This is a genomic window from Paenibacillus assamensis DSM 18201 (genome assembly GCF_000422445.1).
Lineage (GTDB): Bacteria > Bacillota > Bacilli > Paenibacillales > Paenibacillaceae > Paenibacillus_B > Paenibacillus_B assamensis.
Map to the genome: position 1 here is coordinate 388707 of NZ_KE383838.1, position 23349 is coordinate 412055.

Here is a 23349-nt window from a genome sequence, read left to right on the forward strand (position 1 = left end):
CGTTAATTAAGAGCTAGCTTTCTTCTTGTGCTTAGAACGCTTTGCTGCCGATGGGGCAGTTGGCTTTACAGGAACAGCGGCAGGCTTGGCCTCAAGTTTCACTTCAGGCTTCCCTACTGTCTCTTGCTTGCCATTCAAAGGCGTCAGCTCTTTCGTAATTTCTTGTTTATTTGAAATGGTTACAGCATTTGATGCAGACTCTTGATGTTTCGTCGTAGTTGGCTCTGCAACTTTTGCAGGTTCAATCGTCGATGACGTTTCCTCCATTGCAGCTGTCACCTGTGCAGTTGCTTCTTCTGCCGGGATAGATGAGTCTGCATCAGATGGCGCTGCCGCAGCAGAATCTACACGATCAGCAGGTGCTTTCGCATCAGCAGCAACAGAAACCTTTTTCTCGCCTTCGTTCGGGCCCAATACCATTGCAGCCGTCTCTTCATGCATTCTTGCAATCACATGGCGGGTAACGAGTACATCCAATTGCACGGCAATCTCTGCTCCTGCATCCACTGCAGATTGCACAGCACCTACATCACCGCTGAGCTTGATCATACGGAACCCATCTTTCACTCGCTCAATACCAATGCAAGTTACGTTTGCCGCCTTCAAGGCAGCATCCGCAGCGGCAATTGCTCCTAAATAGCCTCTTACTTCTATTAGACCTAGCGCATTATGTCTCATAAGCTAGCACCTTAATAACGCGTCGGGTTATCTGCTACAAATTGCACAGCTTCAGCGAATGCGTCGCATGCTGCTTTACAAGCGGATTGGCTGCCTGTCAACAGCGCACCACCGAAGTTCGTTTCGGATGGCGGTCCGAAGAACGTCGCAATCGAAACATCAGCAGCTTTCAATGCTGCATCAAGTGCATACATCGACTCCAACGGAGGCGCGATCAAGTAAGCAAGTGCTTCGCCTTCTTGAACGTTCGCCGTTTGGGACAAGTACGTACCTGTGCGAGATACGCAATGTGCGAAATAGGCAATGCTGTTATCGTCATTTGCGCTCACAAAGTGTGCGCCGCTCTCAATGAAATCAGAGACTGCGTTAAGTCCGCTGCGCACTTCCGCTGGGCTAGGCCCTGCGATAATGCCGATAACTTCACCTGCAAGCTTCGTGGAAGCATTTGCGGAACCAGCGTACATGCTCTTCGCGTAAACAACGTCTACGACTGCTGCTTTCGTAGCTTCATCAAGTGCCGCGTACGTAACATCATCAATGTCAGCAGTAATAATGCCCAAGCTTTTATGGTGCGGCTTCAGCTCCAACTGGCTTGCCATATCAGGGCTAACGTTGGAAATGAGCTTCATGCCCAACACCTTTGCATGAATCGGATCGTTTCTCATACGTTCCTCCTAGACATTTTATAGTTTCAAATCGATACCTGAAGCTTTGCGATCGATCATTGTCTTAATCAACTCAGCAATGTGAGCACCTGCTTCTACAGCTGGCGTTCCGCCTGAGTGAATGTTCGAAATTACCGTACGTCTTGCTTCAGGCATACCGACAGTTGGCTTATAAGCGATATAAGCACTCATCGATTCTGCTGTTACAAGACCTGGACGCTCACCAACTAGCAAGCAAACAACATCTGCTTCTGTTGCATCACCGATAACGTCCATGGAAGGAACACGGCAGTGTTTAACGAACAAAATGTTGCCCGCCTCAAGGCCGTACATTTTAAGACCTTGCGTAATGGCTGGCACGATATCGCGCAAATTCGCTTCAATAGCCGCAGAGCTCAAGCCGTCTCCGACCATAATCTGAACTTTTGCCTGCTTCGTCGTATTTTGCTTGATATATTCAATCGTTTCAGCGGAGAACTGGCGGCCCAAGTCAGGACGCGTAATGTACTCATCCTTGTGGCTGCACAACGTCTCAACTGCTACGAGATTCATCTCTTTTACGAAATCTTCGGAAACGTAAGAGAATACCGCATCTTGGGCTGCCGCATGGTCCGCACGGAATCGCAAAGACGTAATCGTCTTATAACGAGGACCTGCACGACCTACCCCTAGGCGAGCCGGTGTCTTCTCTTTCATTTTCAAGTAGCCTTCGCGATCTTCTGGATTATCAACGAGCAATAGCTTGCGCAAGTTGATTTCCGTAATATCATCCAAGCATTCACCTGTGTCCACTTGCTCCTGCATTTGCTCTTGTGGAGCCATAGTTGGCTGAGCAGCAGCACTTGCAGTAGGTTGAGCTTGTTGAGCAGGTGCTGCAACCGCAGCAGCCGCCACACTTGGAGCAGCGCTTGGCGCAGGAGCCGGAGCTGTAGGCTTCGCACTTGTCTCAGCTGGAGCATTCCCTACCATTTCATTAAGGATCGATTCAATCATGGATTTTAGATCTTTTTCGTTCATGTTCAATTCCTCCTTTCCTACTTCAGAAACACAGATGCGTCCCCAGCTTTTTTAGTCAGCTTGCCATTTTCCATGAAGCCCATTTTCTCCATCCACTTTTCGAACTCGTCGATTGGACGCAAGCCAAGTAATTCACGCAAGGTAGCTGTTTCGTGGTAACCAGTTGTCTGATAGTTCAACATAACATCATCGCCATGAGGAATACCCATGAAGAAGTTACAGCCTGCTGTTGCAAGTAGAACAGCCAAGTTCTCCAAGTCATTCTGGTCAGCCTTCATATGGTTTGTGTAACAAGCGTCGCAGCCCATAGAGATACCGGACAGTTTACCCATGAAGTGATCTTCAAGACCAGCGCGGATAACTTGCTTCGCATCGTACAAATACTCAGGTCCGATAAAGCCTACTACCGTGTTCACAAGGAACGGATTGTATTTTTTCGCAAAGCCGTAGCAGCGTGCTTCCATCGTCACTTGGTCAATACCGTGGTGAGCTTCAGATGAAAGCTCAGAACCTTGACCTGTTTCGAAGTACATCACGTTCGGGCCAGCTACTTGTCCATGCTTCAACACAAGATCTTGTGCTTCCGCGATTGTAGCTGCGTTAAAGCCGAATGCTGCATTCCCTTTTTCAGAACCTGCGATTGATTGGAAAATAAGTCCTGTCGGCGCACCGCGCTTCACAGCTTCCATTTGTGTTGTAACGTGAGCCAATACGCAAGATTGCGTTGGAATGTCCCACTTCGTACGGAACTCCTCGAAACGATTAAGAACGCGAGTAACGCTTTCTACGGAATCGTCTACTGGGTTCAGACCAAGTACAGCGTCACCGATACCGAACGTCAAACCTTCCATCAAGGAAGCCATGATGCCGTCTGGATCATCCGTCGGGTGGTTCGGCTGCAAGCGAGCTGACAAAGTGCCAGAACGACCGATTGTCGTGTTCGCTGTAGCTGTAATGCGAATCTTTTTCGCACCGTACATAAGGTCAAGGTTGGACATGATCTTAGCAACCGCAGCTACCATCTCAGCTGTAAGCGCACGAGAAATGCGCTTGATGTCGGACTCGGTTGTGTTCTCGTTCAAGATCCACTCGCGAAGCTCTTCTACTGTCCAGTTTTTAATTTCGTCATAAATGCGCTCATTGACTTGATCCTGAATAATACGAGTAACCTCATCCAGTTCGTAAGGAACCGCAGGATTGTTGCGCAAGTCAGCCAATGTAATCTGGGAAAGCACCACTTTTGCAGCGACGCGCTCTTCAGAGGAAGTAGCCCCCAAACCAGCGAGCATATCTCCCGATTTCTCTTCATTTGCTTTAGCCATCACTTCCATCAAGGAATTGAATTGATAGACACGGCCAAACAGTTTCGTTTTCAAAATCACAAAAGCTCCTCCTTCCAAATGCACCTATTGATAACTCTATTTAATGAAACACAAGCGTCTTAATGACGATCGGCAACACTTTTCCATCCGCAATCGGCTTGCCGATATCGATGTAATCGCCGTTGTCTACAACCACGCTGTCCAGGCAAATGACATCTTTCTTGTAATCAAGCAGCGCGTATAGCGTCTGCCCGAGTACTTTTGCCATATCATGATGAACAACGACAATAAGCGGATATTTCTGCTCCAACAGCTCCGCCATCCCTTTATGGAGACCACGAGCATATTTTTGCACCTCTTGGAAGCTCGGACTGCTCTTCCCTTCAATCGCAATCGCAACCTGCTGTAGGTCGTTGTTAAGCTTAAACCAACTCAGCTTGTCCGTAATGGCACGTGCCAGTGTTTCGTCATCACTAGATTCATCTGATAGTGACAACTTCAAGATCGGAACGCTCTTAATCGGGAAGCTTTCATCTGTATACGTGATAGTACTTCCACTGATCTCCGTCGTATGCGATCCTGCACCAACAACCGTCGCTCGAATCGTCTCTGCAGCACGAGCAACCGTTAATTGCTTCGTCAATGGAGAGGCAGCAATCGCTCTACCGAGCAAGATGCCGATATCTCCATATTGGAACACATCGCCTGTAGATTCGTTGTAAATATAATCAGCTACTCCACCAGAGAACGAGATACTTGCAATGTTTCGATCCAGCTTCAAGCCTTTATTCGTAACGATTGTGTCGTAGAAATCACCAAGCGGTCGAATACCAACACTTTCCTCAAGCAGCTTGACCATTTCACCGATAATCGGCTCCAGATCAACTGGAGTCACACGCTGCCCAAGGGCAAGTGGAATCCCTCTGCGTTCCGCGAGCTGCTTTATTTTCGGTGCGATATACGTAATCTCGTGACTGTTCTGATCTACCTTGATAAGGCGACCGCCAATATCGAGACAACCTGTATCCAACAAATCACCGCTTGCGAATAACGCCAAATTGCTCGTACCGCCGCCAATATCGATATTTACGATCGAAGTCGAACGATCTTTCGAATACGTATGAGCTCCTGCTCCTTTGGCAGCGATAATGCTCTCCAAGTCTGGACCTGCCGTAGCAACAACGAAGTCACCGGCAAATCCGCTCAAAGATTGCAGTACTTCACTGGCATTTTCCTTGCGAGCTGTCTCGCCTGTAATAATGACAGCTCCTGTTTGGATTTCTTCCTTGGAAATGCCTGCTTTCGCATACTGCTCTTGAACAAACTGTTGAATCTGAATCATATCGATTCGGTTGTCCGCTAGTACTGGCGTAAAGCAGATGTCACTGCGATAAACAACCTCTTTATTCGTAATGACCAAGCGAGGCACCGTAAAGGAGGATGCCAAGTTCTCAATATGCAGCTTCGACAGCACAAGTTGAGTCGTAGAAGTCCCCATATCAATGCCTACACTTAGCAATTGCTCGTTCACAACCTCATCTCCCATCGCTTGAATTGACCAAGATGTATATAAAAAGGCTTAAAGTTACACCCCTCCTATCGTTAGGAATGGTCCACTTTAAGCCTCTTTGCTTACTAGACTACTTCGTTGTAGCCAGATTAGTATATTTATTTTTTAAAAGTAAATGAAACCGCCGTACCTTCTTCATTGGATACAAATGCAAGCTTGCCTTTCAGCTTGTCCTTCACATAGCTGCGAACAATCGATAGTCCCAAGCTCTTGTGTGATACTTCGCCTACATCGAATCCAGCTCCGTTATCAGCTACAACGACGGTTACTAATCCAGCTTCTACTTGTGTAGTCACCGTAATTGCACCTTCCATGCCATTATCAAATGCATGTTCATAGCTATTTTGCAGCAGTTCGCTTACGATAAGTGCGATCGCAACCGTGCGATCACTATCCAAGCAAATGCTTTCTTCCGCACATATTTGAACATCAATATCTTTATTGTTAACAAATGTTCGTTGAACGTTTGAGGCAATAAGCCGAATGACATCCAATAAATCTACCTGCGCTTCAATCTCTGTCGACAACAGTTCATGCGTCGCTGCAATAGCGAGAACCCGGCTGACACTGTCGTTCAAGCATTTCTTTGCTTCTGGACTTTCACTTTGCCTGCTCTGTATGCGAAGCAAGGAAGCGACCGTTTGCAAATTATTTTTTACACGATGGTGAATTTCACGGATTGCAACTGATTTGGAAATAATCTCAGCTTCTTTATCCTTAATCTCCGTCACGTCGTGTAAGATAACGCCTACACATAGATCCTGCTGCTCAATAAACACTCGCTTCACCTGATAATAGCGTCCAGCTGCCTTTACATCCTTCGTCAATGTAGAAGAAGGTAACGTGGTATGCTGTCGCATTAATTCGGAAAATATCGTCTGGTCCAATGACAAATTGTCATAGTGCAACCCTTGTATATTTTCCAAATAGCCCAGCTGTCTGTAATATTCATCAGCCTTCTTATTTTTCAGCTTCAGAAAGCCTTTCTTGTCAAACAAGAGTACTGCATCCTCAAGCTGATTAATAATCGAAGCCTTAAAGCCCAATATCGTAGACAGCATCGAAGAAAGTTCACTCTCTTCGTATTCCGCACCTGTTACATTGAAATGATCTTGTATATTATCACTAACGTCTTTTTCATAAATAACGACCGCGATGACATCATCTTGGCTCTTGATCGGATATACGGTCTGACGAACGAGATGATTTTCCTGCGTATTCGCTACAAGTCCTTGAGACATAATGCCTGTCTCCAGCGTTCGCAGCACACCAGGCTCATTTTCGCGTAATGCCTTCTCACCTGTAACCGAACGAGCGTACAACGACTTTCCTTCTTCTGGGCGACGGTGGTAAACCACGATAGCCTCATTAGATACGCTCGATAGCACATCGATGAACACATCATGCTGCACATCGGATATTTCGAATGACTCGGCAATCTCTTTAATTCGACCGATATCTGTATCTGTCAATGATGTTTGCCGAGTACACAAGTGCTCGATTTGCGATTTAAAATCAGTCATAAGAAATGACGATTGTCGACGCAATCTCGATCATTGGACATCGTCTATCCATACTAAGTTTGCGCAGCGTTTGATACGCTTCCTCTTCCGTACAGCCATTTTCCTTCATCAGGATGCCTTTGGCCTTCTCGACTGCTTTTCGCTCTTCCATCTTTAGCGTTAGCTTAGATAGATTTTGTTCGAGCTTGCGAATTTCTTTCCCTTTGGCGATAGTGACTTCCACCATCGGTATAAACGACTTTTCGTCTAACGGCTTCACCAGATAAGCAAGCGCTCCGACAGAAGATGCTTTCTCAATCGTCTGTTTGTCGCTGAATGCAGTTAGGAGAATAATTCCGCCTGCAAGCTGCTCTGAAATGATTCGTTTACCCGCCTTTAGCCCGTCCAATATAGGCATTTGAACATCCATAATCACTAAATCGGGTAGATGCTTTTTACATAGTTCGATGGCTTCAAAACCATCAGAAGCTTCGCCTACTACAGTGTAGCCTGCTTCTTCAAGCATCTCACGAATATCCATTCTTGTAATAGGTTCATCGTCGACTATTACAATTTTTCCATTCATGTGTCATGCACCTCATTGTCTGCCGTTTTTAGCTTTTGCTTTCATTGTGAAGACCTAGATGAAAAAAGTCGTCTACGCTTCCAAATAGGATCGAAGCGCATCTACTCCCACATTTTCTATCGTCGAGACTTCAAAAATTTGCTCTACTCCCGCTGCTTGCAGATGAGCTCTCGCTTCCGCGATCTGCTCCTGCGACTCAGCCAACTCGATCTTCGTCACGATACCGATAACAGGTTTCGCAAATACAGTCGCAAAGGCTGGCGGGAAATAGCTTTCTTCCTTCGTACAGTCTTGTACAAGACCAATGACGTCTGCATCTACGCTAGAAACGAGCAGCATCTTGTACAAAAATCGATTTTCTATGCATTCCCCAGGCGTATCAATCGCTTGATCGAATGTTTCAATCGCTTGCGTCTTTTTATAGGCAATTTCTTGACCATGCAGCCATTGGCATAAGGTCGTCTTGCCTGAACCGGTACTACCGGCAACGATTAATTTCTTCATCCCAGCTTCTCTCCTTACGTTCTCGTAATTTTCGAAGCGGAGAAGCCTAAAATATTTTGCAAGCCAAGCAGCACTTCATTAACAGATGCTTCTACCGAAGATACATCACCTGTAATAACAAGCGATCCGCTGAAGCGATCGACAAAGCCGATCTGCACGCCAGCTGCCTTCGTCGCGATATCCGCTGCGATAATGGAGGCTTCACTTGGTGTAATGGTCATAATACCGATGGCATCGTGTGTATCGGTTCCTAATCCAAGCTTCTTGTAAATATCAGCATTGGGGTTAGCGATAATATGTGCCAGCGTGACCTGTTTACCAGGAACGTATTCCTGTATGACACGTTGCTTTTCGTTGTGTTGATCCATACTTATCTCATCCTATCTCTTGTTCAGAAACACGATTTAGCTGAAAAAAAACATAAAGACCCCTTAAATATCCGAATGGAAAGTTTAAGAAGCCTCATCGCTTGTATTTGTATGCAACACGCCGTTGTGTTACTTTCACTATATTTAATTGTGTAAACGTTGTCAACCGCATAACGCACGAAAAGTTAATTCATTTTAAGATTGATACATTTTATTCAAAATTTGAACAATATCCTCCAGTGTAGGCACACGTGGATTCGTAGCCGTGCATCCATCTTGCAAAGCACCTTCTGCAATCGCTTGACTATGCTCTTTCAATGCAGCCTTGTCCACTCCACAATCACGCAAGGACAATGGCATGTTCAATTCCTTCTGCAATTGCTTAATCGCCTGCATCAAGTTGCGAATACCGCTCTTCACATTTGGAGCAGACAGACCGAGTGTTTTCGCAATTTCTGCATATTTCACCGCTGTAGCTGTCTCTTCATCTCTGCTGTATCCTGGCTTGTAGTTCGCATTGTACTCAATGACATGCGGCAATAGCAATGCATTCATACGCCCATGCGCTATCTTGAATTTCGCACCTGCATTATGCGCAATTCCGTGATTCAATCCAAGGGATGTCATATTAAATGCTATACCAGCTAGGCAAGATGCGCTGTGCATTTTCTCACGTGCAACGAGATCGTTCCCGTTTTTGTACGCACGCGGCAAATAAGTGAATACAAGCTTCATCGCTTTTTCAGCCAAAGCATCGGTAATATCGTTCGCTTTCGTGGAAACGTACGCCTCAATCGCATGCGTCAACACGTCCATACCTGTATCAGCTGTAATGAAGTCAGGAACTGTCTTCACCAATGCTGGGTCTAAAATAGCTTCCTGCGGCAGCATCAAGTCAGATACGAGCGGATATTTAATATTTTTTTCTGTATCGCTAATGACGGAGAAGTTTGTTACTTCTGATCCTGTTCCACTTGTTGTGGGAATTGCCACAAACGGAATGTCCACTTGATCCATCAATTTATGTGCGAACAGTTTCATTGCTTTTGCCGCATCAATCGCAGAACCGCCACCAATGGCAATGATGAGGTCAGCTTTGAATTCAGCAAGCTTCTCAACGCCTTCTGTTACGGTTTCAATCGGTGGATCAGGGACGATATTGCTGAAAATGTACTGTTCATTGCTGTCATGTACACGTTCAAACAGCATATGAAGGAGTCCAGCCTTCACAATAAAAGGATCTGTTACTACGAATATACGGCGATTTCTGTATTCAGATAGGCGATCTAGCGAGCCTTCACCAAGATAAATTTCTGTTCTAATCGAAATTTTTTCCATGTAAGCACCTCCAAAAGAAGTCAAAGTCATAGTAAAAAATCGTAAAGCGTTCATGCTTAAAAATGAGTACTGCATACGTAAAGAAATGAAAAATACGTAAAAAAATAAAAAGAGGCCTTCAAAGGAATACAGTTGTATTCCCTTAAAAGCCTCTTCGCTTGTTATGTTAGATGCACGCCATTGTGCAACATTCATGAAATTGTCTGTTACTACTGTACACTGCGATCCAGATGCTCGTCAACCACAGGATATGTGGCAGAATCGCACATTTGTCCGATGTGCATGAAAGATATGTGAATTTCTACAGTATCATTCGCATTTATTGTATATGCAGATACATTGTGTCCTCTGTGCGATTTCTCACACGAGAATCTATGTAAAAAATGGGATGCACTTCATTGTGCATATCATTCTTCATCATTGAAGAACTTCCCGCGTGCTAGCTATACGCCGTTGTATAGTTAGGTGCAAGCACCTGGCCTTCCAACCTCATCGTTGACAGCCTTCTAGCTAATAAAAAAAGCCTAGCGAGGCGTAAAACGTCACTAGACTTGAAAACCCAATCCTTTTGCCTCGAAAGGATTGGCTAGACAAAGCTATTAGACAATCGACCTGACTTAAGACCGCGTAGATCGGTCTATCACAGTGGCGGGACCGCGTTGGATTTGCACCAAACTTCCATTGCCTATAACTTTTTCTATTGTTTGTACATGACGTGAATGGTCTCCCATTCGACATCATTATAGCATATCGATGCTGCTTGGCAATATTAGATACAACATTTTGCATTCAGAAAATTTTTGTGAATTTCGATATTCTGTCACTTTGTGCTTCTTAGACTACACTTCTACGTGCAGATTATATACTTCACACCTCTGTCATTTGCAATTTTTAACAATGATTAAAAATGTGGATAGAGAGCTGCTCATCGTTCGAGTATAATAAAGCATAGACGAAGAACGTCCTGAACGCGAATCCTTTTGTGGAGATCGTACAGGGCGTTCTTTTTTATTTTTTCACTAAGGAAGGAGTAACTTCAAATGACTAGCGAGCAAGCGCATGCAGCCTTTTTGCAACATCATCTTCAAAGAAGATCAGGGGAACGGAAAGGTAGATTGGAGCGTGGACACCAGCATGGAGAACAACTATTTTGCTGTAATGTATGGTGGCCGCTGCGAGGAAATTTTGAGCAGTTGCATCCCGAATATGAAGTGATGGATTGGCGAGGACGGTCTTATTTCTGCGATTTTGCCTTTCTTACATCAACGGTCAAACTAATCATTGAGATAAAAGGATATGGCCCACATGTTCGCGATATGGATAGGCAAAAATATTGCAACGAGCTTAATCGTGAAACGTTTTTGACTGCGATGGGATATCAGGTAATTTCTTACTCCTACGATGATGTTGCACAACGACCCGAATTATGTGTTTCTCTGCTTCGTATGGTGCTCAGTAGATATCATCCTACTTCTTCTTCAACTAATGTAACTTGCCTTATAGAACGAGAAATCATCTTACTTGCCTACTCACTGGCTCGTCCCCTTCGTCCCATTGATGTAAAACAACATCTCCATCTAAATCATCGCACCGCTGTTCGGACACTCCAAACGTTATGTAAAAAAGGAATGATGTCTGGAATAGCTGGTGCGAGTGGTCGGCATATTGTTCGTTACGAGCTACAACCTATGGCATGGAACCAATTGTTATCTCCTGTATGAAAATAAAGTATGCATTCTTAAAAACCGCTCATTATTAAGGTCATACAAACTTTTATGAATCGATTGAAGATCTGGCTCCATAAGTGAAAATTCTCGACAGTGTTAAAAGTAAAGTGCTAAAAAGCTGCAATTGTACATCTTATTCACCTCAAAAAGTTAGTGAAGCGTAGTATTGTTGCAAAAGAGCATCTTTTAACGGTTGAAAACTAGCGATTGGCCAAAATGAGGGTAAAATTCCTGCACTTTTGCAGGAATTTTCTCTCTTTAGACTGTATCACATGAAAAGCCTGCACTTTTGCAATTATTTTAGAGAAAAGGGGGGCGATTTATTGGTTATAAAGGTACACAGGTTATACAGATATACAGAATGCGGGCTGGAGTGTTATGCGAATTGTGTTCGGTCAGCTGGGTATATACACCAATAAAAAAGAGGTGGATCAACTTAAACGTTAATCCACCTCAACATCTAAAAAGTAAAACGAGCATATACCATATATTCGAGCTAAGTACATATATACAAGTAAGTTGCAAACATGTATGTTACATTGCTACTGCTGACAGCTAATATTTACCGTAAGCTACCACCAACACAATCAATCTACTTCTAGCCTGTCGGCTTGTGTGATTATTCCGACAAGCGGATGCGTGACCAATTTACCATTACCAGTACAATACATTACCAACCTTACACGATAACCTCTGCCGCAGCCTATGCCTCTTGCTTTTCTGCACCTTTATTCGCAGATCTCAGCGGAATTTCCTTCAGGAATAACGTCAAAATAAGACCCAACGCAAGCAAAGCCGCTCCGAGCATAAACACCGTAGATACGGTATCACTTAATACCGAGCGAAGCATATCCATAAGCTGTACAAAGCTTTGCTGCAATTGTTCAGGCAGCGAAGCTTCAATCTCCGCCAACTTCGGCTGATTCAGCAAAATTTGCGGATTCATCAACGTGCCCAATTGATCGGCCTGCGCGGGGTCTATTTTAGACAAATCTGGACCTTGTCCGGCAGCCATCGCTTGTTCCATATTGCGGGTAAGAACCCCATTCATCACCGAACCAAATACGGCAATTCCAATCGTGCCGCCTAAGTTTCTAAACAGCGTAGATGTAGCCGTAACAACACCCAATTGATCCAACGGAACGGAATTTTGCGCTGCTAACGTAAAGACGGGCATTGCTAGCCCAATAACAATGCCGAACACACACATGCTCGCCAGAGCCATTGCAATGCTGTCCATCATCACCATCATCAGCATACCTGCAACCATGAACGCGATACCGCTTATCGCATATCGTTTGTATTTACCGGATTTGGAAATCCACCGCCCCGTTAATGAGCTTAACACGATCATCATGATCGACATCGGCATATTCACGAAGCCAGATTCAGTCGGGCTTAACCCTTTTACCCCTTGCACGAAAAATGGCAAGTAAATCATAGCACCCATCATGCCCGCATTCATTAGGAAACCGCTCAAGCTCGTATTTACAACAATCTTATTTTTAAATAAGGATAGTGGCATGACCGGACTTTTTGCTTTGCGTTCAACCATAACAAAAATAACTGCAAACAAAATAGCTGCTGCAAAAAGACTAACAATTTCAATCGATCCCCATGCATATTTCGTCCCTGCCCATGAGAAACCAATTAACAACGCTACCAGCGATAGGGATAGCAATAACGATCCCAAGTAATCGATGGATTCCGCTTGAGCCTTGGCAGTCTTGGGGAATATTCTCCAGATCATCACAAAGGCGATAACACCGAGCGGCAGAAACGCCCAGAATACCCATTGCCAATCCATATGATCGATCATAACTCCGCCTAGCGTAGGTCCAATTATACTGGAGAAGCCAAATACAGCCATCATAAGCCCTGTCCATTTTGCACGTTCTCGCGGTGCAAATAAGTCACCGACAGCCATCGATGTACATGACATCAACACCCCTGCGCCTAAGCCTTGAATACCGCGATACGTAATCATTTCAAATATCGTTGTGGATAATCCGGTTAAAAAGGCACCCACCATAAAGATAACAATCCCTGATAACAAGAACGGCTTACGGCCATATATATCTGACAGTTTACCAACCAATACGGTAGCGACTGTTGAAGTAAGCATATAAATCGTGATGACCCACGAATAATATTCCATTCCGCCTAGCGTAGCAATAATTCTCGGCATCGCGGTGCCGACTAGTGTCTGATTGATCGCTGCAAAAAACATCGAAGTCATTAACGCGACCATCACGACAACCTTTTTCTTGTGAGACAAACTCTCCATTCCATTCCTCTTTTCTAGTTGTGTTAACTATCTGTTGAATGCCCACTGCATATATCTTATATCACCTGCAATTTAATTAGTTAGGCAACCTATCTAATAGTATATAAATTTTTATAACCTTTCAAGCGACGAAATGTCTTGAAATATGCCGCTTATTCCTCTTTATTGACTGAATAGTTTCAAATCCTTATCATTACTTGCGTAACCTTACTTTTAGAGCTAGCTACCATTTCAATCGGAATTGAGTGACGATACATGACAAAATCTAAATATGAAAATGTAATTGCGCTGCGCCGTGTATTTTCCACATTGGCAAGAATGGATTGGCGAAAAAAAATGAAGTGGACCCTGAAAGGAAGCGAAGTCCGTCTATTAATTGCGCTTAAAGAGGCAAACAATAAGCCATGTCTAGAAGGCCTGACGGTGTCTGATTTGAGCAAACTGTTACAAGTTACTTCCCCCACGGTGACACAAATGCTTAACAGCCTAATGAAAGACGGCTACGTAAACCGGACGGTTCATTCGAGTGATCGAAGAATTGTTGAAATTACACTGACCGAGAAAGGCGCACAAATCGCACAAGACGCTCAGGAAATGATTACGACTATTTTTTCCGGACTCATTGACCATCTTGGCAAAGAACAAAGTGATCAGCTCATTGAACTCCTCACCCAATCCTTAGATTATTTCGATCAATTGGATGAACAATAATAACGCCAACACGCTCACAACAAAAAAAGTGACTGCTCCCAAATGATTAAACGGAACAGTCACTTTTCATTTCACGATGCATTTTATATGAAACAAAACTTTTTGCTATATACTTACTGCTTCATTTACTTTATTGAAATACCATTCAAAACTCCTCCAGGCTGGAAGAAACGCTGAATATCCTCTTCTACGTCTGAATCAGGGATCAACGGCGGTGCTTGATGCGGTTTCGTACGCGCATCGATAATAACATTATCGCAGCCCCAATGCTTATGTGCATAGAAGCTGTTCACACCGTAAATATCATGGGACGGATTGCTGCGCGTAAAGGCTGCCCACAGGAAATTATCGAGCGTCGCGCTCATAAACGCACTGTCATCGCACACGATGATTAGCGGACAGGATGACAATTCCCCCTTTTCACGAATCGCCGCACTCAGCTCGTCCATTTGACGCTGCACTTCCGCATAGCTCGTAAAGGCAGGACCTTGAATCGCTACAATCCCCGGCATAATCAGATGAGCCTGATCATACCCTGGCAGCGACTTTAATGGCAGTGGCACTTCTGTGCACAGTTCCCTTTTCTTATCACCAACGGCTGCAAATATAACTTTACTTCCCGTATTTAATCCCGTTCCAGAGTAATCCAAGGTGTCGATTGTCGTATTCGTCTGGAAATGAATATCACGATGCAGATCGATACGTTCCAAAATATAGCCTAAGAACTCCTCAATATGATGCGTGCTAATCGGCTGCTTCTCTTCCGCTGCAATAAACAAATACTTCGCCAGACTCAACTGACCTGTACCAAGAATACGGTTAGCTATCGTTAAAATTTCGGCTGGCTGCTTCACCTGCTGATAAGGCGTATAGCGCTCGCTGCCGATGGCAAACAGCAATGGATGTACACCTGCTGCATCAATCGCGTGAACTTCCTTCGCACCCGGAATTTCCTGACGGATCGCGCTCCCCGTAAGCTCATGAATTAACGCACCGAAAGAAGTGTCTTCCTGTGGTGGACGGCCAACGACCGTAAACGGGAAGATGGCGTTTTTCCTCGCGTATACTTTGTGCACGCGCATCATCGGGAATGGATGCGTCAGGCTGTAATAGCCCAAGTGATCGCCGAATGGCCCTTCCGGTTTCGTTTCTTCGGGGAAAATTTCACCCATAATGACGAAGTCCGCATCGTGACTGATGCAATAGCCTTCTTCATAGCTGTAACGGAAATTGCGTCCGCCAAGCAAGCCTGCAAAGGTTAGCTCGCTCATCCCTTCAGGCAAAGGCATAACCGCTGACAACGTATGCGACGGCGGACCGCCAATAAAGCAGCTTACTTTCAAGGGCTTGCCCAGCTTATTCGCCTTATGCTGATGAACACCGATACCACGGTGAATTTGATAATGAACGCCCACTTCTTTGTTCAGTTCATATTCATTACCGCTAATTTGGACACGATACATGCCTAAATTGGAATTCATAATGCCAGGCTTATCCGGGTCTTCCGAATATACTTGCGGCAACGTTATGAAGGCACCGCCATCCATCGGCCATGATTTAATTAAAGGCATATCAGAGATCTGGATCTCCTCAAAATTAGAAGGTACACCCGACTTCTTAATCGGCAGTGCTTTCGCTGCGGATAAGCCTGTTCCTGCATATTTGAAAGGATTTTTGAGTGCCTTCATCGGATCATTGCGAAGCCCAATAACCTCTTGCACCGATTCTAATGTATCGCGGAACATGAATTTACTGCGCTCCATCGTCCCGAATAAGTTCGATACAGCACGATATTTCGAGCCTTTTACATTTTCAAATAATAATGCTGGACCGCCAGCGGCATACACTTTCAAGTGGATTGCTGCCATTTCCAAATCCGGGTCAACCTCTTCATGGATGCGAATCAAATGCCCATGCTTCTCCAAATCAAGGATGCATTCTTCTAGATTGCGATATCTCATTGTATTGCTCCAATCTGTTGAAGATAGTGAGCTCATGACTTCCTGAAACGTATGAGTCACTTCTAAAATGTATCGTATGAAACCTGTTCATTCACGAAGTAAAAAGTTGTCCCTTCTATTATCAGGAATCTGGCAGCTCAGGTCAATGACGGACCAATTTACATTGTAATTAATCATTTATACTTCTGTACGATTGAAGCAATTAAGCCCATTTTTCACTAAAAGGTAACTAAAAAGGATAAGGCTATTACTTTAAAAGTGCGGAATCATAATAAGGATATTCCATTGTCAGTGCTGCCGTACGAGCAGCCTCTGCTCCAAGAAGCCTTTCCACGATATACATCGACATATCAATCCCCGCCGAAATACCTGCGGAAGTCAGCACATCACCGTTGTCTACAAAGCGCGTATTGCGTACGACTTCTATTTGTGGGAATTTGCTCTCTAACATATCCAGCGCTAATACGTTTGTCGTCGCTTTTTTATTCGTTAGCAATCCCGCTGCGGCAAGGAAAAAGGCTCCTGTACATGCAGATGCAATCGTTGCTCCTGACTTGTGCTGGGTAACAATCCAGCTCAATAATTCCTTATTGCCCATTCCATTTCTAATCGCCTTAATAGGTCCCCCTGGAACGATAACAATATCAAACGTCTGCTGATACGTATCGAAGCTGAAGTCTGGCATTATTCTCATTCCGTGATCGGCAATAATCATTCGCTCGTGCTGAGCAATTGTCTTCACGATAAAAGGTTTGTCCTCGATCTCCTTCTCACTTTCAAAAGACTCCTGAATCTTATTAAAATCTCTAAACGTCAAGTTAAATACATCATACGGTCCCCCGAAATCCATGACATCAACATCATCGAACAATAAAATACCTACGTTCCACTGACTTTTCATACGATCATCCCATCCCTTTTTAACGAGACCGTTCGGTCTCTTTATTATATAAAAATTACTGCTTTACGCAGTAATTGATATATCTTTTCAGTTGAGCCGCATATTTCTCCACATACTCGTTGTCTTTATACAACTTCCCCATCATAATGCTGCCTTCAAAAGCAGATGTTAAAAAAATAGCCGCCTCTTCCACGTCCAAATCTGCTCGAAACTCCTTCTTCTGAATCCCCTCGCGCAGAATAGAGCTAAGCAACGATAACCATTCGCTCATCACTTCTCGTACTCTTTGATTTAAGAGCGGATGCGTATCGTCTGTATCGACAGCCGTATTTAACACCGGACAGCCTCCTTGCAAAGGCGGTGCCTCTACGACATTTCTATAGACAGACAGGACTGCAATCAGCTTCTCCTCTGCTGAGTTCTTGCCACTGACTGCCTGTCGATAGGACTTCCTCAGCACGTCAACAGCATAGTTGAAAGCTTCTAGTGCCAGCTCATCTTTATTTTTGAAGTGACGGTAAATGCCGCCTTTTTTTAACCCTGTTGCATCCATAATGTCGTTTATCGAAGAGCCGGAATAACCTCTCTCATTAAAGAGGACAGCAGATTGTTCAATAATTCGATTTCTTGTCTCTTGACCATTTCTCATACTAACTCTCCCGCGAAAAAATAGGGACCATTCGGTCTCAATACGTAAGTTACCACATTTTCTCAACTAGATGCAACTGTATTCTTTAACTATGTAATGCTAGTTGTGAATGACTCAAGTAACTCCACCTATTCAAACTTTGAGATACATGCATACTGAATGTAAATATGCAAATATTTTATTTGAGAAAATATACCATTCGTGATAACATCAACAGTAATTCCACCTACAGGAGGCGTTTGTTATGAAAACAGAACTGTTATCGCAGGGCATATCTCTACAGGGGAAGCCGCTTACCTAGCCCTCTTAACCGCGAGCTCCCCCCTATCTAAAGAAAAGGGGTATTCTGTTGAGCACATCTACGTTCAAACAAGAACATGAGATCGTAATCCGTAACTTTCAACATGGTGACATGCCAGCTCTCGGTGAATTGTACAATGCTATTGTCGCTGAAGGTGATCCAGACTCTTTCTGGTGGATTGGCGATGAGCATAATTGGAACAATGTATACTGCGCTTTTGAAGATGGCAAAATGGTCGCCAAAGGCCAGGTAAGCATTATAAATACGCTTCCTCCTGGTCGTCCCGCTCATTATAAACATTCGATTTATGTGAACTTGAAGACGCTGCCGCAAAGAGAATATGACTATGCACTGCTCGATAAAGTATATCCTTATCTCTACACAACGGCCTTGGAATTAAAGGCAACTTTACCTAACGATTACGGCACTCATTTTTGTGTTGGCAATGATATATCAGACGCAGCTAACAATCAGTATTTTATACAAAAAGGCTTCCACTATTTAAACAGTTCGTTCGGGATGTCCCGAGATCTTAGAGAGCCGATTCCATCGTTTCTGCTGCCTGAATCTTTTCAATTTTCACATTGGAAGATGGAGTCCTCGCAAGAGGAACAACATTATTTGGACATAGAAGCCGACATATGGCCTGACGCACCGCTTGGCACCGATAAACTAGCGGAGTATAAAAATAATCCGCGATGGACAGCCATGGTTGTACGTGAAGGTGATACGATTGTGGGCAGCCTAATGGCTTGGCAGGATGGCAGCGGTGAAGATACAGATGATGGGGTCATCGAAGATGTATTTGTCCGTGAGCAGTGGAGAAATCGTGGGCTTGCGAAGTATTTACTTGCACAAGGATTGAATTATTTGAAAGCTCATGGCTTAAAGACAGCACATTTAGAGGTGCTTACTACGAATAAAGCTGCCTTAACTCTTTATGAATCAGTAGGATTCTTTCAAACTTCAGAAGAAGTTAGACACTATATAGAATTGAAATAATCAGTAACTAGGAAACAGTAAAGGCCGTCCTTAGAGGGATGGCCTTTGTTTCGTGCTCTCTACTATTTTATTTACAAATGACGAAGCCCTATTACACAGGAAAAAACTGCATACTCATCTCACGATCCATATGCTATGATTTTCCTTATCAGCTAGCGAGGTGATCACATATGGGGGACCGCAAAAAAGAAATGAAAAGTGTATGGTCAAAAGTAAAATCCGTCTTTCGTTTTGTTAGAAAAATCCTTCGAGGCATCTGGAGAGCAATACGGGCCGTTGGACGCATGATTCGAGGCATATTTAGATTTTTCGCTGATCTCTTCGATTAAACAACTGGTGTGTAATACACCAGTACTGTTATTTATGAATCTTCATGTATTGTACGATAATTGTCCACTTCATTCTCTCTTTTGTTTCAACTACTTTATCGCGTGGAATCAATAGCTACAAAGGTGTCATGCAATCCTCAACAAATTGAATGACCTCTGGGCGAATCGGTACTAAGCCTGAACCTGGATCTGACGATGCTGGGTTCTTTCGCACATCCCAGAACTTTTCCATCAGCTCTTTATCACCTGCAAAGGTCACCGCAGAAAGCCGCTCAATCTCCCGTGCAATCTGTGCTCCCTCCACCGACTGCGGGTCAATTTCATCATGCAAACAGCGTTCTATCCGAACGATAACGTTAATCCACTGCTGCGTAATCTCATCGTTACTTTCCAATTTAGGAAGACGAGTTGAAAGCAATTTTAGTTCATCTTCATCAAAATAAGACTGCCAAGATTTCGTCTCTTCTTTCTGCGGTCCCTTTACGAGCGGCAGCAAAGTATCCCAGCGAAGTCCCCCCTCCATCTCATAGAGGTTCAACAATCCAGTTGTATGCTCTAAACTTTCTTGTAGTTGAGCAACTTGAGCACGTAAATGCTTCTGATGCGCCTCAAGAATTTGTTTAATCGATAGCTCATCAAGCAAGTTCTGAATATCGTTCAGCGGCAATGATAGTGACTTCAACAGCGTAATTTTCTCCAGCCTAAGCAAATCCTCTTCCGAGTAAAGACGCTTGCCGCCGGTTTGTTTACTTTCTGGACTAAACAGCTTAATTGAATCGTAATAACGGAGTGTGCGAACAGATATGCCGAGCTTGGATGATACCTGTCCTGTCGTCCATTGAACGGTCGTCATGATGTGATCCTCCTGTTGAAAATAAGTTTAAATAAGGTCTAAACACAAACAGATGACCAAAATCTTAATTTGGAAGTATATTGATATTTTACATCATATAACAACTCGGAGAAAGTGTTGAAATCACAAGACATCACGCTATGACATGTTTTCTTACCTATTAAAAAGGAAAAACAAATGGAAAAATTTAATCTATTAATAATTAATTTTTCGTAGTTTATCCCCGCGCAAAAGGATCTATAGTATAGCTAGCAAAAATAGTTGGAGGCTATACACACATGAAAACATTAACACATAGCAAAAAAATAATAATAACTTCAGCGCTAGCCGTTTCTTTGACAGTAACGAGTCTATTAGGCATAAATGCGGTACAAGCTGCACCTAGTGGCTTTAGCGAAAATCATATATCAACAGGCTCTACGCTATTGTCGAAGCAATACACAGGCAAAGGAATTAAGATTGCCGTTATTGATTCCGGTATTAATAGGAAGCACCCTCTATTTAAAGGCAATATTAAAAAGGGATACGACTATGTCGAGCAGGATTCCATTCCGCAAGATGAAGATGGACATGGATCGCATGTCGCAGGCATTATTATGCAGCAAGCACCTGATGCAGAACTACACATTTATCGTGTTTTTTCAGGTGTGAATGGTCAGAAGAACTATTCTAATTCCATTGTAGATGCGATTAAACGAGCAGTCGAGGACAAGGTCCAAGTCATTAATCTATCCTTAAATGCAGATATAGATGCTCCTAGTGAACCAGTTGCTCGTGCGATTGCAGAAGCTGTGAAGCAAGGGGTTGTCGTGGTAAAGTCAGCAGGAAATTTCGGTGAAGCCTGGTCGATTACGTCCCCAGGTTATGGGGCAGAGCCTATTGTTGTAGGAGCAACTTCACAAGCACGCACAGATGCTGCTCTTGTTAGCGGTACAACAATTGTGCAATTGCATCCCTTGTACGGTGCAAAGAAGCTGCCTACAACAGGATCTGCCTCCTTCGTATACGCTGGACATGTAGCTCCTGCGAAGCTAAAGGATGCTAAATATCGTGGTAAGTATGTGGTAATCGAAGCACGTGAAGATTCGGATTATTACGTGGAAGATTGGTATACAGCCGCTCAAGAAGCTGGATTGAAAGGGGTCATTTTTGCAGATTCCTCCATGGATGGAGAAGGAGCTACGATGTACGTCAATGTACATAAAGAGCCTGCGCGTATGATTTCAGGCGCTGTCATTTCAATGAAAGATGCTCAAAAGTTGAAAAAGTTAGCGTCCAAATCTTGGTCTTGGGGCAGTGTAAACGTAGCAGAACGATTAGGTAGTTTAAGCTCAGGCGGTCCAGCAGTAGGCACTTGGCTGCTTAAGCCTGATCTTGTAGCACCTGGGATGCATATTTACAGTGCACTAGGAGAAGAAGACGGGTATGTCATGAATAGCGGCACAAGTATGGCAGCGCCACAAGTAACGGCAGCCGCTGCACTGCTGCTGGAGGCTCATCCAAATTGGACCCCTGAGATGGTCAAGTCCGCGTTGATGCAGCATGCTAATCAGCTCATCAATGAGAAAGGTGTCCCTTATAAGCGTACGGAGCAAGGTGCGGGCAGCTTGAATATAGAAGCAGCATTACAAGCCAACACGTTCGCTTCACCAGCAAGCTTATCGTTCGGACATATTGCACCTGGTTTCAAAGGGAACAATCCTGTACTGTCTCAAACCCTTGAACTTACAAATACGTCGGACAAGTCGGTTACTTATCAGCTGAAAGCAAACCTTGAAGTTGGTAAAGGTCCGTTGGAACTTCCACAGCAGATCACGGTTCAACCGAATCAAACGGTCAAAATTCCAGTAAAATGGACTGTGGATTTGAAGCAAAATGCAGGAGTATGGTCAGGATCGATTTCGATCAAAGGCGATAAAGATGCGGTAAGCGTTCCTTTCCTACTAGTCAATCAAGTAAAAAACTATCCGCTCGTAAAAGGAGATCACATTGATAATACGTTGTATGCACCTAAAGGAGACAGCAGCACGAAATCTTCGACAATTCATTATTATGTGACCGTCCCATCGCAGCGCGTACTAGTAACAGCAACTCGTGAGGATGAGCAGCCTAAGTCTATGGCTGGAAAAACGTATGTGCTGTTGAATCAAGCAAAACATGCGAAAGGATTGTCCCAGTTCAAATTTACAGGTAAAGATGTAAATGGAACAACGCTTCCAGATGGACGCTACAACATTAAAGTGAAAAGCTTTGCGGAAAACCGTCAGACGGTAACAGAGGGTATTACCTTCTTTATTGATTCGAAGGCACCTGTTGTGATGGTCAACAATCAGAAAGCTGCCAAAGGACAGCTCTTTGGTAAAATCGAAGATCAGTTAACCGGATTTAACGGGCTGATCGTTACAAAAGAATTGGAAAGCTATCTTATTTTTGATCCTAAACTTGTGACAATGCAGTGGCGAGTCAACCATAGTCAGAAGTGGCACTATGTGAATGTCAACGTAGATGAGAAACAATTTTTTGCTGATTTGCGTTCCTCCAAGTTAGCTCCTGGTAAGCACAACATTATTTTGCGGGTGAAAGATATATTCGGCAATCAAACAGAACGTACAACACAAGTAACAATTAAATAGAGAGGCAAGATTTATGCATCGAAATAGATAAAGATATGGATTAGGACAGATACACAGAAAAAGACCGTTTCACATTGGGCATACTGAACTGTAACCCTATTAGTGGACAGTATATAAAAAAGGTCCTTTCGATTTAAGCAGCAACAAGATGGCTCCTGAATTCATCAGGAGTCATCTTATTTAATGTCCACTGATATCGATGTGAGTTATAAAATGTGATGTACTCATCTACACAAATTCGCAATTCTTCTAAATTTGTACATTGCTTATAGTCCAACTCATCTTTCAAATGACCAAAGAAGCTTTCCATGGAAGCATTGTCCCAACAATTAGCCTTACGCGACATAGACTGCTGAAACCCTAACTCAGCGATCTGCTTTTGTATGTTAGGATTCGTGTAGTGCATACCTTGATCCGAATGGAATATCGCCTCGGGGTGAACATA

At 43.8% G+C, this 23349-nt stretch carries 20 protein-coding genes and 1 riboswitch; of the genes, 4 read left to right on the top strand and 16 right to left on the bottom strand.

The annotated features are described in order from the left end of the window. Positions 1-6 precede the first annotated feature (6 nt). From H580_RS25645 to H580_RS0120290, 10 genes are all read right to left on the bottom strand, one after another. On the bottom strand, positions 7-678 hold the full coding sequence (locus tag H580_RS25645) for a BMC domain-containing protein (protein ID WP_051217604.1): 672 nt from the start codon (positions 676-678) through the stop codon (positions 7-9). An 11-nt stretch (positions 679-689) separates the two neighbouring features. Continuing rightward, positions 690-1343, bottom strand: coding sequence for an ethanolamine utilization microcompartment protein EutL (gene eutL, locus H580_RS0120250; protein WP_028596400.1), 654 nt, complete (start codon positions 1341-1343; stop codon positions 690-692). Between the two features lie 18 nt (positions 1344-1361). Further along, positions 1362-2360, bottom strand: coding sequence for an ethanolamine ammonia-lyase subunit EutC (gene eutC, locus H580_RS0120255; RefSeq protein ID WP_028596401.1), 999 nt, complete (start codon positions 2358-2360; stop codon positions 1362-1364). A 17-nt stretch (positions 2361-2377) separates the two neighbouring features. Then, entirely contained in the window at positions 2378-3742 is a 1365-nt protein-coding gene (locus H580_RS0120260) for an ethanolamine ammonia-lyase subunit EutB (protein ID WP_028596402.1), read from the bottom strand. A gap of 40 nt (positions 3743-3782) precedes the next feature. Further along, positions 3783-5213, bottom strand: a complete 1431-nt coding sequence (gene eutA, locus H580_RS0120265; protein WP_028596403.1) for an ethanolamine ammonia-lyase reactivating factor EutA — start codon at positions 5211-5213, stop codon at positions 3783-3785. A gap of 137 nt (positions 5214-5350) precedes the next feature. After that, positions 5351-6775: a sensor histidine kinase gene (locus H580_RS0120270; protein ID WP_028596404.1), complete on the bottom strand. Its 1425-nt coding sequence runs from the start codon at positions 6773-6775 to the stop codon at positions 5351-5353. After that, positions 6768-7340 carry an ANTAR domain-containing response regulator gene (locus H580_RS0120275; protein WP_028596405.1) on the bottom strand — a complete coding sequence of 191 codons (573 nt, stop codon included), beginning with the start codon at positions 7338-7340 and terminating at the stop codon, positions 6768-6770. Before H580_RS0120275 ends, H580_RS0120270 begins: the two co-directional genes overlap by 8 nt. A 72-nt stretch (positions 7341-7412) precedes the next feature. Beyond that, complete coding sequence (locus H580_RS0120280) at positions 7413-7844, bottom strand: EutP/PduV family microcompartment system protein (RefSeq protein WP_028596406.1); 432 nt, start codon at positions 7842-7844, stop codon at positions 7413-7415. A gap of 14 nt (positions 7845-7858) precedes the next feature. Beyond that, complete coding sequence (locus H580_RS0120285) at positions 7859-8212, bottom strand: BMC domain-containing protein (RefSeq protein ID WP_028596407.1); 354 nt, start codon at positions 8210-8212, stop codon at positions 7859-7861. A gap of 195 nt (positions 8213-8407) precedes the next feature. Continuing rightward, positions 8408-9550 (bottom strand): 1-propanol dehydrogenase PduQ, encoded by a 1143-nt coding sequence (locus tag H580_RS0120290; RefSeq protein ID WP_028596408.1) that lies wholly within the window; start codon positions 9548-9550, stop codon positions 8408-8410. Positions 9551-10104: 554 nt separating this feature from the next. Continuing rightward, a riboswitch (adenosylcobalamin (AdoCbl) riboswitch) is annotated at positions 10105-10256 on the bottom strand. Positions 10257-10590: 334 nt separating this feature from the next. On the opposite strand from H580_RS0120290, the gene H580_RS24975 reads away from it, so the two are divergent. Further along, the gene (locus H580_RS24975) at positions 10591-11271 is read left to right on the top strand and encodes a DUF559 domain-containing protein (RefSeq protein WP_036605537.1); all 681 of its coding nucleotides are present in this window, start codon (positions 10591-10593) and stop codon (positions 11269-11271) included. A gap of 709 nt (positions 11272-11980) precedes the next feature. Here the strand turns inward: H580_RS24975 and H580_RS0120300 are convergent. Beyond that, a complete protein-coding gene (locus H580_RS0120300; RefSeq protein ID WP_028596409.1) occupies positions 11981-13564 on the bottom strand; it encodes an MDR family MFS transporter in 1584 nt (527 codons plus the stop codon). A gap of 255 nt (positions 13565-13819) precedes the next feature. Here H580_RS0120300 and H580_RS0120305 point away from each other — a divergent pair, with 255 nt between their 5' ends. Beyond that, positions 13820-14275 (top strand): MarR family winged helix-turn-helix transcriptional regulator, encoded by a 456-nt coding sequence (locus tag H580_RS0120305; protein WP_051217605.1) that lies wholly within the window; start codon positions 13820-13822, stop codon positions 14273-14275. A gap of 125 nt (positions 14276-14400) precedes the next feature. Here the strand turns inward: H580_RS0120305 and H580_RS0120310 are convergent, their stop codons facing one another. The 3 genes from H580_RS0120310 to H580_RS0120320 form a co-directional block, all read right to left on the bottom strand. Then, on the bottom strand, positions 14401-16236 hold the full coding sequence (locus H580_RS0120310) for a UbiD family decarboxylase (RefSeq protein WP_028596411.1): 1836 nt from the start codon (positions 16234-16236) through the stop codon (positions 14401-14403). 247 nt (positions 16237-16483) lie between these two features. Further along, positions 16484-17137 (bottom strand): DJ-1/PfpI family protein, encoded by a 654-nt coding sequence (locus H580_RS0120315; protein WP_028596412.1) that lies wholly within the window; start codon positions 17135-17137, stop codon positions 16484-16486. A 55-nt stretch (positions 17138-17192) separates the two neighbouring features. Further along, positions 17193-17786, bottom strand: a complete 594-nt coding sequence (locus tag H580_RS0120320) for a TetR/AcrR family transcriptional regulator (RefSeq protein WP_028596413.1) — start codon at positions 17784-17786, stop codon at positions 17193-17195. A gap of 412 nt (positions 17787-18198) precedes the next feature. On the opposite strand from H580_RS0120320, the gene H580_RS0120325 reads away from it, so the two are divergent. Beyond that, the gene (locus tag H580_RS0120325) at positions 18199-19089 is read left to right on the top strand and encodes a GNAT family N-acetyltransferase (protein ID WP_051217611.1); all 891 of its coding nucleotides are present in this window, start codon (positions 18199-18201) and stop codon (positions 19087-19089) included. A gap of 444 nt (positions 19090-19533) precedes the next feature. On the opposite strand, the gene H580_RS0120335 is transcribed toward H580_RS0120325, so the two are convergent. After that, positions 19534-20271, bottom strand: a complete 738-nt coding sequence (locus H580_RS0120335) for a MerR family transcriptional regulator (RefSeq protein WP_036605538.1) — start codon at positions 20269-20271, stop codon at positions 19534-19536. Between the two features lie 278 nt (positions 20272-20549). On the opposite strand from H580_RS0120335, the gene H580_RS0120340 reads away from it, so the two are divergent. Continuing rightward, positions 20550-22904 (top strand): S8 family serine peptidase, encoded by a 2355-nt coding sequence (locus H580_RS0120340; RefSeq protein WP_028596416.1) that lies wholly within the window; start codon positions 20550-20552, stop codon positions 22902-22904. A gap of 133 nt (positions 22905-23037) precedes the next feature. Here H580_RS0120340 and H580_RS0120345 read toward each other — a convergent pair. Continuing rightward, a partial coding sequence (locus tag H580_RS0120345; RefSeq protein ID WP_028595266.1) for an IS3 family transposase occupies positions 23038-23349 on the bottom strand: 312 nt, incomplete at its 5' end.

Coding starts and splice junctions, on each gene's coding strand:
- H580_RS25645 (WP_051217604.1), bottom strand. CDS start 678: ATGAGACATAATGCGCTAGGTCTAATAGAAGTAAGAGGCTATTTAGGA.
- eutL (WP_028596400.1), bottom strand. CDS start 1,343: ATGAGAAACGATCCGATTCATGCAAAGGTGTTGGGCATGAAGCTCATT.
- eutC (WP_028596401.1), bottom strand. CDS start 2,360: ATGAACGAAAAAGATCTAAAATCCATGATTGAATCGATCCTTAATGAA.
- H580_RS0120270 (WP_028596404.1), bottom strand. CDS start 6,775: ATGACTGATTTTAAATCGCAAATCGAGCACTTGTGTACTCGGCAAACA.
- H580_RS0120275 (WP_028596405.1), bottom strand. CDS start 7,340: ATGAATGGAAAAATTGTAATAGTCGACGATGAACCTATTACAAGAATG.
- H580_RS0120280 (WP_028596406.1), bottom strand. CDS start 7,844: ATGAAGAAATTAATCGTTGCCGGTAGTACCGGTTCAGGCAAGACGACC.
- H580_RS0120285 (WP_028596407.1), bottom strand. CDS start 8,212: ATGGATCAACACAACGAAAAGCAACGTGTCATACAGGAATACGTTCCT.
- H580_RS0120290 (WP_028596408.1), bottom strand. CDS start 9,550: ATGGAAAAAATTTCGATTAGAACAGAAATTTATCTTGGTGAAGGCTCG.
- H580_RS24975 (WP_036605537.1), top strand. CDS start 10,591: ATGACTAGCGAGCAAGCGCATGCAGCCTTTTTGCAACATCATCTTCAA.
- H580_RS0120300 (WP_028596409.1), bottom strand. CDS start 13,564: ATGGAGAGTTTGTCTCACAAGAAAAAGGTTGTCGTGATGGTCGCGTTA.
- H580_RS0120305 (WP_051217605.1), top strand. CDS start 13,820: ATGACAAAATCTAAATATGAAAATGTAATTGCGCTGCGCCGTGTATTT.
- H580_RS0120310 (WP_028596411.1), bottom strand. CDS start 16,236: ATGAGATATCGCAATCTAGAAGAATGCATCCTTGATTTGGAGAAGCAT.
- H580_RS0120315 (WP_028596412.1), bottom strand. CDS start 17,137: ATGAAAAGTCAGTGGAACGTAGGTATTTTATTGTTCGATGATGTTGAT.
- H580_RS0120320 (WP_028596413.1), bottom strand. CDS start 17,786: ATGAGAAATGGTCAAGAGACAAGAAATCGAATTATTGAACAATCTGCT.
- H580_RS0120325 (WP_051217611.1), top strand. CDS start 18,199: ATGCCAGCTCTCGGTGAATTGTACAATGCTATTGTCGCTGAAGGTGAT.
- H580_RS0120335 (WP_036605538.1), bottom strand. CDS start 20,271: ATGACGACCGTTCAATGGACGACAGGACAGGTATCATCCAAGCTCGGC.
- H580_RS0120340 (WP_028596416.1), top strand. CDS start 20,550: ATGAAAACATTAACACATAGCAAAAAAATAATAATAACTTCAGCGCTA.